Origin of the sequence: Pseudactinotalea sp. Z1732 (assembly GCF_049724975.1) — a bacterium.
Taxonomy (GTDB): domain Bacteria; phylum Actinomycetota; class Actinomycetes; order Actinomycetales; family Beutenbergiaceae; genus CALKWS01.
This window is the reverse complement of sequence record NZ_JBMPQC010000006.1, coordinates 134,984-147,186: the sequence shown is the minus strand read 5'-3', so window position 1 is coordinate 147,186 and position 12,203 is coordinate 134,984. Positions and strand designations below refer to the sequence as shown.

At 70.5% G+C, this 12,203-nt stretch carries 12 protein-coding genes; 10 read left to right on the top strand and 2 right to left on the bottom strand.

The features are described 5' to 3' along the window. Nucleotides 1-5: 5 nt before the first annotated feature. Entirely contained in the window at nucleotides 6-875 is an 870-nt protein-coding gene (locus ACPL7H_RS12685; RefSeq protein ID WP_424797253.1) for a DNA-formamidopyrimidine glycosylase family protein, read from the bottom strand. Nucleotides 876-980: 105 nt separating this feature from the next. Between ACPL7H_RS12685 and ACPL7H_RS12680 the strand changes: the two genes are divergently transcribed. Then, a complete protein-coding gene (locus ACPL7H_RS12680; RefSeq protein ID WP_424797252.1) occupies nucleotides 981-2,789 on the top strand; it encodes a proline--tRNA ligase in 1,809 nt (602 codons plus the stop codon). Nucleotides 2,790-2,808: 19 nt separating this feature from the next. Here the strand turns inward: ACPL7H_RS12680 and ACPL7H_RS12675 are convergent, their stop codons facing one another. After that, on the bottom strand, nucleotides 2,809-3,780 hold the full coding sequence (locus ACPL7H_RS12675; protein WP_424797251.1) for a hypothetical protein: 972 nt from the start codon (nucleotides 3,778-3,780) through the stop codon (nucleotides 2,809-2,811). Nucleotides 3,781-3,858: 78 nt separating this feature from the next. Here ACPL7H_RS12675 and rimP point away from each other — a divergent pair, with 78 nt between their 5' ends. The 9 genes from rimP to rpsO all read left to right on the top strand — a co-directional run bounded on the left by rimP (nucleotide 3,859) and on the right by rpsO (nucleotide 12,185). Then, nucleotides 3,859-4,359, top strand: a complete 501-nt coding sequence (rimP, locus tag ACPL7H_RS12670) for a ribosome maturation factor RimP (RefSeq protein ID WP_424797250.1) — start codon at nucleotides 3,859-3,861, stop codon at nucleotides 4,357-4,359. Between the two features lie 43 nt (nucleotides 4,360-4,402). Then, nucleotides 4,403-5,449, top strand: coding sequence for a transcription termination factor NusA (gene nusA / locus ACPL7H_RS12665; RefSeq protein WP_424797249.1), 1,047 nt, complete (start codon nucleotides 4,403-4,405; stop codon nucleotides 5,447-5,449). Nucleotides 5,450-5,487: 38 nt separating this feature from the next. Beyond that, the gene (locus tag ACPL7H_RS12660) at nucleotides 5,488-5,793 is read left to right on the top strand and encodes a YlxR family protein (RefSeq protein ID WP_424788020.1); all 306 of its coding nucleotides are present in this window, start codon (nucleotides 5,488-5,490) and stop codon (nucleotides 5,791-5,793) included. 57 nt (nucleotides 5,794-5,850) lie between these two features. Continuing rightward, nucleotides 5,851-8,610, top strand: coding sequence for a translation initiation factor IF-2 (infB, locus tag ACPL7H_RS12655; RefSeq protein WP_424797248.1), 2,760 nt, complete (start codon nucleotides 5,851-5,853; stop codon nucleotides 8,608-8,610). Between the two features lie 83 nt (nucleotides 8,611-8,693). Continuing rightward, nucleotides 8,694-9,173, top strand: a complete 480-nt coding sequence (rbfA, locus tag ACPL7H_RS12650) for a 30S ribosome-binding factor RbfA (RefSeq protein ID WP_424797247.1) — start codon at nucleotides 8,694-8,696, stop codon at nucleotides 9,171-9,173. Then, on the top strand, nucleotides 9,173-10,096 hold the full coding sequence (gene truB, locus ACPL7H_RS12645) for a tRNA pseudouridine(55) synthase TruB (RefSeq protein WP_424797246.1): 924 nt from the start codon (nucleotides 9,173-9,175) through the stop codon (nucleotides 10,094-10,096). The genes rbfA and truB overlap by 1 nt, the downstream gene beginning before the upstream one ends. A gap of 11 nt (nucleotides 10,097-10,107) precedes the next feature. After that, entirely contained in the window at nucleotides 10,108-10,608 is a 501-nt protein-coding gene (locus tag ACPL7H_RS12640) for a SixA phosphatase family protein (RefSeq protein WP_424797245.1), read from the top strand. Between the two features lie 148 nt (nucleotides 10,609-10,756). After that, nucleotides 10,757-11,752, top strand: a complete 996-nt coding sequence (locus ACPL7H_RS12635) for a bifunctional riboflavin kinase/FAD synthetase (RefSeq protein WP_424797244.1) — start codon at nucleotides 10,757-10,759, stop codon at nucleotides 11,750-11,752. Nucleotides 11,753-11,915: 163 nt separating this feature from the next. Further along, the gene (gene rpsO / locus ACPL7H_RS12630) at nucleotides 11,916-12,185 is read left to right on the top strand and encodes a 30S ribosomal protein S15 (RefSeq protein WP_424797243.1); all 270 of its coding nucleotides are present in this window, start codon (nucleotides 11,916-11,918) and stop codon (nucleotides 12,183-12,185) included. The last annotated feature ends 18 nt before the right edge of the window (nucleotides 12,186-12,203 follow it).

The window sequence follows — 12,203 nt, the reverse complement described above, 5'->3', positions numbered from 1 at the left end:
GACGGTCAGCGCAGGAGTCTGGACATGCGGCGGTCGGCCAGGAGCTTACCGCCGGTCTGGCATGTGGGGCAGTACTGCAGGGAGGAGTCGGCGAAGGAGACCTGGGCGATGACGTCGCCGCACACTGCGCACGCCTGACCGGTGCGTCCGTGCACCGCCATCCCCGAGCGCTTCACATCCTTCAGGTCGGCCGGCCCCTTACCCGATGCTGCCTCGATCGCACGTGTCAGTACGCTCTCGATCGCGGCGAACAGCCGCTCCCGGGCGCCGGAGTCCAGGGACCGGGTCAGCGCGAACGGGCTGAGCCGGGCGGCGTGCAGAATCTCATCGGAGTAGGCATTGCCGATCCCGGCGATCAGGCTCTGGTCCCGCAGCACGCCCTTGACCTGGGCGTTCCGGACATCGAGCAACTCCTCGAAGCGGGCCCGGGTGAACTCCGCCGAGAGCGGGTCCACCCCCAGCGTGGCGATCCGCTCCACGTCGACGGCCCTGCGCACCACGTGCACGGCGAGCTTCTTCGTGGTGCCGGCTTCGGTCAGGTCGAAAGCCCCCCGGTCGAGCAGCACCCGCACCGCCAGGCCGGACTTGCCCGGTCGAGGCGAGCGGGTCGGTGCCTCCTCGTGCCAGCGCACCCATCCACCGCGGGCGAGGTGGAAGACCAGGTGCACCTCGTCCTCGCCGGTGCGGGCAGCGATGTCGATCCATTTCCCATGCCGTTGCACGCCGGCGACGTGCGCTCCGTGCAGGGCGGTGACCGGTGGGTCGTAGGTCTTCAGCGCGGGGAAGGAGACCACGTGCACCGCGCGCATCTCCCGGCCGGTCAACTGCGCGTGCAGCGCCTGGACCAGCCCCTGGACCTCGGGCATCTCTGGCACCTGCTCATTCTGGCAGAGCCGCTCGGGCGATGCCTCACGCGCCGGCGCCCGATGTGCACGCGGACCGGGACGGGCCGCAGCGCGGTGGTGGATAGACTCGGCCGCGTGATACTGCGAATGTCGACGCTGTTCGTCCGAACCCTGCGTGAGGACCCGGTGGACGCCGAGGTCGCCAGCCACAAACTGCTCGTGCGGGCCGGCTACATCCGCCGCGCCGCGCCGGGGATCTACTCCTGGCTGCCGCTGGGACTGCGGGTGCTGGGCAAGATCGAGGCGATCGTGCGTGCGGAGATGAATGCCTCCGGCGCCCAGGAGGTGCACTTCCCCGCGCTGCTGCCCAAGGAGCCCTACGAGGCCTCCAACCGGTGGGAGGAGTACGGTCCGAACATCTTCCGGCTCCAGGACCGCAAGGAGGCCGACTACCTGCTGGCCCCCACGCACGAGGAGATGTTCACCCTGCTGGTCAAGGATCTGTACTCCTCGTACAAGGACCTGCCCCTGATGCTGTACCAGATCCAGACCAAGTACCGCGACGAGGCCCGTCCCCGCGCCGGGCTGTTGCGCGGGCGCGAGTTCATCATGAAGGACGCCTACTCCTTCGACATCGACGAGGAGGCTCTGAGAGTCTCCTACGCCTCCCAGCGCGATGCCTACGAGCGTATCTTCGACCGACTGGGGCTGGACTATGTGATCGTCTCGGCGATGAGTGGGGCGATGGGCGGATCCTTCTCCGAGGAGTTCCTGCACCCCTCCGATGTGGGGGAGGACACGTATGTGCGCTCCCCGGGCGGGTACGCGGCCAACATCGAGGCCGTCACCACGCCCGTGCCGCCGGACGCCGACGCCACGGGCGTGCGCGCCGCGCACGTGGAGGACACCCCGGACACTCCCACCATCGAGACCCTGGTGGACTTCGCCAATGACCACTTCCCCCGCAGCGATCGCCCCTGGCAGGCAGCGGACACGCTGAAGAACGTGGCCATCACCGCCACCCACCCCGACGGGCGCCGGGAGGTGCTCGTAGTCGGTGTTCCCGGAGACCGGCAGGTGGATATGGATCGCCTGCAGGCCGCGATGGAGCCGGCGCTTGTGGAGGCCGCCACCGACGAGGACCTGGCCAACCGGCCCGAACTCGTGCCCGGGTACATGGGGCCCGCGGTCCTGGGTCCCAATGGGGCTCCGCGCGACCAGGACGACTCCGACGGTTCGGCCGGTACCGGAGCGGCGCGCTACCTGCTCGACCCACGTATCGTGCCGGGCACGGTGTGGATGACCGGCGCCAACGAGCCCGGCAAGCACGTCTTCGACCTGGTCGCCGGGCGGGACTTCACCGCTGACGGCACCATCGAGGCCGCCGAGGTGCGCGCCGGCGACCCGGCTCCGGACGGGTCCGGACCGCTGGAGCTGGCCCGCGGCATCGAGGTCGGACACGTCTTCGCGCTGGGCACCACCTACGCTGCGGCCCTGGGCCTGAACGTGCTCGACGAGAACGGCAAGACCCGGGTGGTCACCATGGGCTCCTACGGCCTGGGCGTCACCCGGGTGTTGGCCGCGATCGCCGAAGCCACCCACGACGAGAACGGGCTGTGCTGGCCGGTGCAGGTCGCCCCGGCACATCTGCACATCGTCGCAACGGGTAAGGATCCACACGTGCTGACCACCGCGGAGCAGATCGCCGCCGACCTGGATGCCGAGGGCGTGGAGGTGCTGCTCGATGACCGCCCGAAGGTCTCCGCCGGGGTGAAGTTCGCCGACGCCGAACTGCTCGGGGTGCCGTACACGCTGGTGGTCGGACGCGGGCTGGCCGATGGCGTGGTGGAGTTTCGCGAACGGGCCAGCGGCGCCCGGCACGACATCCAGGCGGGCGTGGCGGCCACCGAGGTACGGCACCGGCTGGCCGAAGCCGGCCTCTAGCGACCTCGGGGCACCGGGTTCAGCCGGCCCGCCCCGGGAACGTCGGCACCGGCTCGCCCCGGCCGTGCACCGCCAGCGCAGCCGTGATGACCTGAATGGCGATCAACTCCCGGTCAGCGCCCTCCTCGGCCGACTCGAGCAGGTTCAGCCACGCCGGCACGCGGGTCAGGGCGAGGGCCTGGGCCTGGGCGGGCAGGTCCTCGAACGCCAGGGCGTAGGCGATCTCCCGTGGGTCCTCCTCGGTACCGGAGAACCCGCCACGGGTGGCGACCAGTTCGGCCTGGGCCCGCAGTTCCTGGGCCCGCTCGGCCAACCGGGCCGCCTCCTCCCCACTGGCCCGGCCGGCCCGCACCTCCGCCAGGTACCCGGCGGCATCCAGCGCCCGGCACAGCGGCGCGGCCTCGGGGCCGAAGGCGGCTGGATAGGCATCGGCCGGGTCGGCCGGTTCAGCCGGGGGCGGCGCCGGGTCCGCGCCGAGCGCGCCGGCCAGGTCCCGGGCGTGCACGTGCTGGTTGGCCGATACCGAGACCAGCAGTACGGCCAGGTCGGGCTCGACGCTCGCGGCGCCGCCACGCAGTTGCGGTGCCGCTGCCTCCAGTGCCGCCAGCACATCCGATGCACCGGCGGCGGTGATGGGCTCGGGCTGGGCCGGCGGGGCGTCCTCCGGGTCCTCCGGTTCGGGCCGGGGCGGTGGTTCCCACACTCCGCCGAGCGCCTCCAGATGAGCCTGCGCGTCAGCAGCCACCGCCTGAAGGACCCCGCCCACCTGCTCCGGTGCGTCCGGGATCGCCAGTTCGGCGCTCTGCAGGATCACCGAAACAGCCTGAGCAGCCTCCTGGCGGACCTCGTCCTGGCCCTCGGGAACGGGCGTGGGCGCCGGCGGCACATCCAGGCGTACCCCGCACCCGGTGAGGATCAGGAGAACGGCCAGGACCACGCTCAGCCGGTACCATCGGGTTCGCCCCCGGGGGGCGGACGTGGAAATCTGCACGCGTTGATCGTGCCACGTTCGGGCCTTAGGCTGTGGCATCAGCACCGCCCGCCGACAACTTCACACGAGGTGAGAACCATGAGCCCGTCAGACGTCTCTGCCGTACTGCTCCAGGCACTCTCGCCCGTGGTGTCCGAGCAGGGCCTGTACCTGGAGGAGGTCGCCGTCGGCGGCTCCGGCCGCAACCGGACCCTCACCGTGGTGATCGACCTGCCGGAAGGCCCCGGGGGTGTCTCCTCGGACCAGCTGGCCGAGGTCTCCCGGGCGGTCTCCAACCGCCTGGACGACGTCGACCACGTGCTCCGCGGCCCCTACCATCTCGAGGTGACCACCCCCGGCATCTCGCGCCCACTGACGCAGCCGCGCCACTTCGGGCGCGCCGTGGGCCGGCTGGCCACGGTGACGACGACCGAAGGCATCGTGCGGGGGCGTATCGTGGCCGCCGACGACGACGGTCTGCAGGTGCAGCAGCCTCCGAACCGGCGCGGCGCACCGGCACCGGAGCCGCTGGTCCTGACCTGGGACGAGGTCCGCCAGGGCACGATCGAGGTGGAGTTCGGCTCCCCGGCCGACGCCTGAAGGTCCCCCTGTCTGTTCGAGGTTTTCTGGAAGGAGTGTCGGCATGGACGTGGACATGAGTGTCCTGCGGATGATCGAGCGGGAGCGTGAGATCAGCCTGGACGTACTGGTGGGGGCGATCGAGCAGGCACTGGAGTCCGCCTACCACCGCACCCCGGGGGCCCTGGCGGACGCCCGCGTGGAGCTGGACCGCAGCAGCGGCCACGTGACCGTCTATGCCCGGGAGCGGATCGAGCGCGAGGTCCCGGCGGATTCCGCGGAGCAGAACCAGGAGGACGGCGCGCCCGCCGAGGCCTACCCGTCCGGCCCCGGGTACGACCTGGGCCCGGAGTTCGACCACACCCCGGACAACTTCGGCCGAATCGCCACCGCCACCGCCCGCCAGGTGATCATGCAGCGCCTGCGGGACGCTGAGGACGACCAGGTGCTCGGGGTATTCCGCGGCAAGGAGGACGAGGTGATCGCCGGCATCATCCAGCAGGGTCGGGACCCGCGGATGGTGTTCATCGACGTCGGCGGGGTTGAGGCGGTACTGCCCCCGCACGAGCAGGTGCCAGGAGAGGACTACACCCACGGCACCCGGATCCGGGCCTATGTGCTCGATGTCACTCGCGGGCCGAAGGGGCCTTCGATCACGGTCTCGCGCACCCACCCGAACCTGGTGCGGCGACTGTTCGCCCTGGAGGTCCCGGAGATCACCGACGGATCGGTGGAGATCTCCGCCCTGGCCCGGGAAGCGGGGCACCGTACCAAGATGGCGGTGCGCTCCACCGTGCCCGGCCTGGGCGCCAAGGGAGCCTGCATAGGGCCCATGGGACAACGTGTCCGGGCGGTGATGGCGGAGTTGCAGGGCGAGAAGATCGACATCGTCGACTACTCCGAGGACCCGGCCGAGTTCGTGGCCAGTGCGTTGTCACCGGCGCGGGTCTCCAGTGTGGAGATCGTCGATGAGCAGGCCCGTTCCGCCCGCGTGGTGGTGCCCGATTACCAGCTCTCGCTGGCGATCGGCAAGGAGGGGCAGAACGCCCGCCTGGCGGCCCGGCTGACCGGCTGGAAGATCGACATTCGACCGGACGAGCCGGGGGAGTAGTACACTTGTCGACGGGCTTGGGACCGGTTCGCACGTGTGTGGGGTGCCGGGAACGGGCCCCGCGGTCCGACTTGGTGCGCTTGGTGCGGGATCGATCGATAGCGGCACAGGCCGTGATCGTGGATCCGGCGGCACGCGCGCCGGGCCGAGGTTGCTGGGTGCATCCGCATTCTGGTTGCCTGGACCGTGCCGTGCGAAAGCGAGCGATCTCCCGGGCCCTGCGTCTGAGTGAACCAGTAGTTATGGACGCTGTTCTGGAGTGGTTCGCCGCACATGAACCGTTGATCAGTCGAACAGAGAGCGGGTCGACACACTATGGGAACCCGATGAGTCCCCAGCGATGAGTACGAACCACTAACAGCGGTCCACCCTGTCCTGGGCGGGCCGAGGACAGGAGAGATGTGGCCAAGGTCCGCGTCCACGAGCTCGCTAAGGAGCTCGGCGTCGACAGTAAGTCCGTCATGGCGAAGTTGAGTGAACTCGGCGAATTCGTCAAGTCGGCATCGTCCACGATCGAACCGCCCGTGCAGCGCAGGCTGCGCGAGGCGTTCCCCCCGCCGCCCGAGGGGGAGAAGGCGGAGCCCAAGCCCGCCAAGACCAAGGCGGCACCCAAGGCTGCGCCGAAGCCGGCGCCCAAGCCCAAGCCGGCACCCGAGCCCGAGCCTGAGCCCGAGCCTGAGCCCGAGCGGCAGCCCGAGCCGGAGCAGGCCGAGCCCGCCCAGCCGGAAGCGACCGAGCCGGAGGAGAGCCCGCAGGCACCGGCGGCCAGTAAGCCCGCGCCGCCTCGACCCACCCCCGGCCCCAAGCCCGGGGCCCGTCCGGGTAACAACCCGTTCGCGCCCTCCCAGGGCATGCCCCGTCCCGGTGGCAGGGGTGATGCGCGCCCCGGTGGTCCGCGCGGTGGTGGCCAGCGGCCCGGGGGCGGCGCACCGCGTCCGGGTAACAACCCGTTCGCGCCCTCCCAGGGCATGCCCCGTCCCGGTGGCAGGGGTGACGGGCGCCCCGGTGGTCCGCGCAGTGGCGCCGGTGCGGGTTCCGACACCCGCGGCCCGCGCCCCTCGCCCCAGATGATGCCCGGCAAGAGCGCCGTCGGACGCCCGGGTGCACCCGCCCGTGGCGGTGGCGGTCGTGGCCGTGGTGGCGGTCCCGGCGGTGGCCCTGGTGGTCCCGGCGGTGGTCCGCGTAGTGGTTTCGGTGGCCGTCCCGGTGGCCGCGGTGGCCGTGGTGGCACTCAGGGCGCGTTCGGTCGTGCCGGTGGCCGTCCGGCTCGGAGCCGGAAGTCCAAGCGCGCCAAGCGCCAGGAGTTCGAGCAGCAGTCCGCTCCGTCGCCGGGCGGCGTCCAGGTACCCCGTGGTGACGGCAGCACCGTCATCCGGATCCGTGCGGGTGCCTCGCTGAGCGACTTCGCCGACCGGATCGACGCCAACCCGGCGTCCCTGGTCACGGTGCTGTTCCACCTTGGTGAAATGGCCACGGCCACGCAGTCCCTGGATGAGGACACCTTCGCCACCCTGGGCGCCGAACTCGGCTACGTCATCGAGATCGTCTCCCCGGAGGAGGAGGACCGTGAGCTGCTCGGTTCCTTCGACATCGACCTGCAGGCCGAGGAGGAGGGCGAGAGCGAGGAGGACCTGGAGCCCCGCTCGCCGGTGGTGACCGTGATGGGTCACGTCGACCACGGTAAGACCCGGTTGCTGGACGCGATCCGGCAGATCGAGGTCAGCGCCACCGAGGCCGGTGGCATCACCCAGCACATCGGTGCCTACCAGGTGCACACCGAGCACGAGGGTGAGAACCGTGGCCTGACCTTCATCGACACCCCTGGTCACGAGGCGTTCACCGCCATGCGTGCCCGTGGTGCCAAGGTCACCGATATCGCGATCCTGGTGGTCGCGGCGGACGATGGCGTGATGCCCCAGACGGTTGAGGCGATCAACCACGCCCAGTCCGCAAACGTGCCGATCGTGGTCGCGGTGAACAAGGTGGACCTGCCCGACGCGAACCCGGACAAGGTCCGCTCCCAGCTCACCGAGTACAACCTGGTGGCCGAGGAATACGGCGGCGACACCATGTTCGTGGAGGTCTCGGCACGTGAGGCCACCGGTATCGATGACCTGCTCGAGGCGGTCCTGCTGACTGCCGATGCGGCGCTGGAACTGACGGCTAATCCGGACAAGGACGCCCGCGGAGTGGCGATCGAGGCCAAACTGGACCGCGGTCGCGGTGCGGTGGCCACGGTCCTGGTCCAGTCGGGAACCCTTGCCGTGGGCGATGCGATCGTGGCGGGCACCTCCTACGGGAGGGTGCGTGCCATGTTCGACGACCACGGGGAGAACCTGGACGTGGCGCTGCCCTCGATGCCGGTCCAGGTACTGGGGCTGACCTCGGTGCCCAGCGCGGGAGACACCTTCCTGGTGGCCCCCGATGACCGGACCGCCCGGCAGATCGCCGACAAGCGCGAGGCCGCCGAGCGGGCCGCTACCCTGGCCAAGCGTCGCAAGCGGATCTCCCTGGAGGAGTTCACCCAGGCTCTGGAGCAGGGCAAGGTGGAGACCCTCAACCTGGTCATCAAGGGCGACGTCTCCGGTGCCGTGGAGGCGTTGGAGGACGCCTTGCTCAAGATCGACGTGGGCGACGAGGTCGCACTGCGGATCATCCACCGCGGTGTGGGTGCGATCACCCAGAACGACGTGAACCTGGCTACCGTGGACAACGCGGTGATCCTGGGCTTCAACGTGCGTCCGGACGACCGGGTCAACACCCTGGCCGACCGGGAGGGCGTGGAGATCAAGTACTACTCGGTCATCTACTCCGCCATCGAGGACATCGAGGCGGCCCTGAAGGGCATGCTCAAGCCCGAGTACGTGGAGGTCCAGCTCGGCAGCGCCGAGGTGCGGGAGATCTTCCGCTCCTCCCGGGCCGGCAACATCGCCGGGTCGATCGTGCGCTCGGGAATCATCCGGCGCAACGCCAACGCGCGGCTGCTGCGCGATGGGGTGGTCGTCTCCGACAACCTCACCATCAACTCCTTGCGCCGGGAGAAGGATGACGTCACCGAGGTCCGCGAGGGCTTCGAGTGCGGTATCGGACTGGGCGCCAAGGACATCCAGATCGGTGATGTGATCGAGACGTTCGAGACGCAGGAGAAGCCCCGCGCCTGAGGTACCACACCATGGGCCGGGCGGCACCGGAATCGGTCGCCGTCCGGCCCGTGCCCGCAGGACGACCGTAGTGAAGGAGTTCCATGAGCGACAACGCCCGCGCCCGTAAGGTCGCTGATCGGATCCACGAGGTGGTCGCCACCCTGCTGGACACCCGGATCAAGGATCCGCGCCTGGGCTTCGTCACCGTGACCGACGTGCGTGTGACCGGTGACCTGCAGCAGGCGACCGTGTTCTACACGGTGCTGGGCGAGGATGCCGACCGGGAGGCCAGTGCCGCCGCACTGGCCTCGGCGCGCGGGCTGATCCGCTCGGAGGTGGGTCGCCAACTCGGCATCCGACTCACCCCCAGCATCGAGTTCGTCCCCGACGCACTGCCGGAGACCGCCGCGCACCTGGAGCAGGCCCTGCGCGAAGCCGCAGCCAAGGACGCCGAGCTGGCGCGTCGTCGGGAGGGCGCCACCTTCGCCGGCGAGGCCGACCCCTACCGGGCCCCGGCCGACCAGGTCGAGCAGGCCGAACGGCAGAGCGTGCCGACCGCGGATGAGCCCACGCAGGACTGATGGTGGACGACGGGCTGGTCCTGATCGACAAACCTCCCGGGTGGACCAGCCATGATGTGGTGGCGCGGGTGCGCCGCCTGGCCGGCACCCGCAAGGTCGGCCACGCGGGCACCCTGGACCCGATGGCCACCGGCCTGCTGGTGCTCGGCATCAACCGGGCCACCCGGTTGCTGACCTACCTGGTGGGTGCGGACAAGGAGTACACCGCCACCATCAGGCTCGGTCAGGACACCAGCACCGACGACGCCGAAGGGGAGATCACCGCCGGTGCCGGCCGCTCCGACGGCACCGCGAAGGCCCTCCCCGCGGCGATGGCAGCATTGACCGGCGCGATCGAGCAGGTGCCCAGCAGCGTCTCGGCGATCAAGGTCGACGGGAAGCGTTCCTACGCCCGCGTCCGTGCGGGAGAGCAGGTGGTGCTCGAGTCGCGCCCGGTGCACATCGCGGTCTTCGAACAGACCGGTCCGGCGACACCTGACCGGGCGCAGGACGGCACCGCCGTGCTCGACGTGCCGGTGCGGGTGGTGTGCTCCTCGGGCACCTACATCCGGGCCCTGGCCCGGGATCTGGGCGCGGCCCTGGATACCGGGGGGCACCTGGTCGCGTTGCGGCGCACCAGGGTGGGTGGCTTCAGCCTCGCCCAAGCCCAGGAACTGCCGAGCCCGGACGACGAGGGCGGGCACCACCTACAGGTGCAGGACCTGACCGCGGCGTGCTCCGCCGTCTTCGATGTGCTGGTGCTGCCGGAGCCGGAGGCCCGGGCGCTTCGCTACGGGCAGGCGATCGACCGACCCACTCCGGGAGCCCCGGAGGTCGCACAGGCACTCCCGCTCGCGGCGATGCACCCGGACGGGCACGTGGTGGCTCTCGTGCAGCCGCACGGTGAGCGCCTGAAGCCGGTGCTGGTCCTGGACCCCGCCTGAAGGAGGCCCTCATGCACACACTGGTGTTGATCCGGCACGCCAAGTCCGACTGGTCGGTGCCGGTCAGCGACGTACAGCGACCGCTGACGGCGCGTGGGCGTCGCCAGGCGCCGGCCGTGGGCCGGTGGCTGTGTCAGCACGAGGTGCGGCTGGATCTGGCGGTCGTTTCCCCGGCCACCCGGGCCAGCCACACGTGGGACCTGATCGACACCGCGATCGCCGAGGCCGGCGGGCCCGGCGCGGGGGAGGTGGTCTATGACGAGGATGCCTACACGTTCTCACCCCGCGCCCTGGCAGGGGTGATCGCAGGCCTTCCGGAGTCGGCGCGGACCGTTGCACTGGTGGGTCACAATCCCGCGCTGGAGGACCTCGTGGGTGAGTTCAGCGGCGACCGGATGCGCGTGCCGACGGCCTCGCTGGCAGTGCTGTCACTGCCGCGTTGGGACTCCTCCTCCGGCCGGCTCCTCGCCGCGGGCCGCCCGGCCGACGGGCCGCTGCCCTTGCCCCGGTAGGCCACGGTCAGGGCTCACCCGCCCGGGCGGGCCACCGGATCCGGAGTGAGGAGAAGCACGACGACGCCCCTGGAGTTCCCGCGCGGGCGGAAGTGATGGCAGGCTAGCCTCGCACCGGTCCGGCAGTGGGCCGCAGAAGGGAGCCAGGGTGCAGCGTTGGGACGGGATCGAGGCGATACCGGCGGGCCTGGATGCCAGTGTGGTGACGATCGGCAACTTCGACGGCGTCCACCGCGGGCACGGGGCCGTGCTGGAGGCGGCGGTCAACGTTGCCCGGGAGGCCGGGGCGATGGCGGTCGCGCTGACCTTCCATCCACACCCCGCCCAGGTGCACCGTCCCGAAGCGGCACCGGAACTGCTCACCGGACTGTCCGACAAGCTCGACCTGCTCGCCGAACACGGCCTGGATGCCACGTTGGTGATCGACTACACCCTGGACTTCGCCGCCCAGGACGCCTCGACGTTCGTCCAGCGCTACCTGGTGGACGCACTCAAGGCCAGGGCCGTGGTCGTCGGCGCTGATGTGCGCTTCGGGCGCGGCAACTCCGGGGACCGCACCACGATGACCGGATTGGGTCACCGGCACGGGTTCGACGTGCACGTGGTCCATGACGTCGCCGACCCGGGGGAGCGGCGCTGGTCCTCCACCTGGGTGCGCGAGTTGCTCGCGGCCGGCAACGTCGAGGCCGCCACTGAGGTGCTGGGCCGGCCGCACCGGATGCGCGGGGTGGTGGTGCGCGGTCATGCACGCGGGCGCGACCTCGGCTTCCCCACCGCCAACCTGGACGCCGACGCCAGCGGAGCGGTACCCGCCGACGGGGTATATGCGGGTTGGCTGCTCCGTCGTCCCGGGACCGAGACCGGCGAACGGATGCCGGCAGCGATCTCGGTGGGGACCAATCCCACGTTCGACGGCCTGGTGCGTCAGGTCGAGGCCCATGTCCTGGGCCGCTGGGACCTGGAACTGTACGGCGAGGAAGTGGTGGTGGAGTTCAGCCACCTGCTGCGTCCCACGGTGCGGTTCGAGGGGATCGACGCCCTGGTACGCCAGATGCAGCAGGATGTGCGCGATGCCGCCGAGCGGCTGGACGTGCCCGAACCGGACTACCCCACCCCGGAGCAGGTGCGGACCTGGACATCCTGAGCCACCCGTGGTGTGGATCACCATGATCCGGCGGCGCCACCTCGGTCACCACCGGCGGTGGGTGCTAGGCTGAGCGTTGCCGTCAGATCGGCCGCGGTTGTCCCATGCCCGGGTGAACCTGCCCCGGAGCTCCGCGCAACAACCCTGACAGAAGGAGATCCCTGTGGCCCTCGAGCCGGAAGTGAAGAAGCAAATCATTGCCGACTACGCCACGCACGAAGGCGACACCGGATCCCCGGAGGTCCAGGTCGCCCTGCTCAGCAAGCGTATCTCGGACCTGACCGAGCACTCCAAGGAGCACAAGCACGACCACCACTCCCGTCGTGGTCTGCTGCTGCTGGTCGGTCAGCGCCGCCGGCTCCTGGGCTACCTGCGCGAGAACGACATCGAGCGTTATCGCGCCCTGATCGAGCGGCTCGGTCTGCGTCGATAGCAACACCGCCGGTCCGGA

Coding starts and splice junctions, on each gene's coding strand:
- nusA (WP_424797249.1), top strand. CDS start 4,403: ATGGACGTGGACATGAGTGTCCTGCGGATGATCGAGCGGGAGCGTGAG.
- rbfA (WP_424797247.1), top strand. CDS start 8,694: ATGAGCGACAACGCCCGCGCCCGTAAGGTCGCTGATCGGATCCACGAG.
- truB (WP_424797246.1), top strand. CDS start 9,173: ATGGTGGACGACGGGCTGGTCCTGATCGACAAACCTCCCGGGTGGACC.
- ACPL7H_RS12640 (WP_424797245.1), top strand. CDS start 10,108: ATGCACACACTGGTGTTGATCCGGCACGCCAAGTCCGACTGGTCGGTG.
- rimP (WP_424797250.1), top strand. CDS start 3,859: ATGAGCCCGTCAGACGTCTCTGCCGTACTGCTCCAGGCACTCTCGCCC.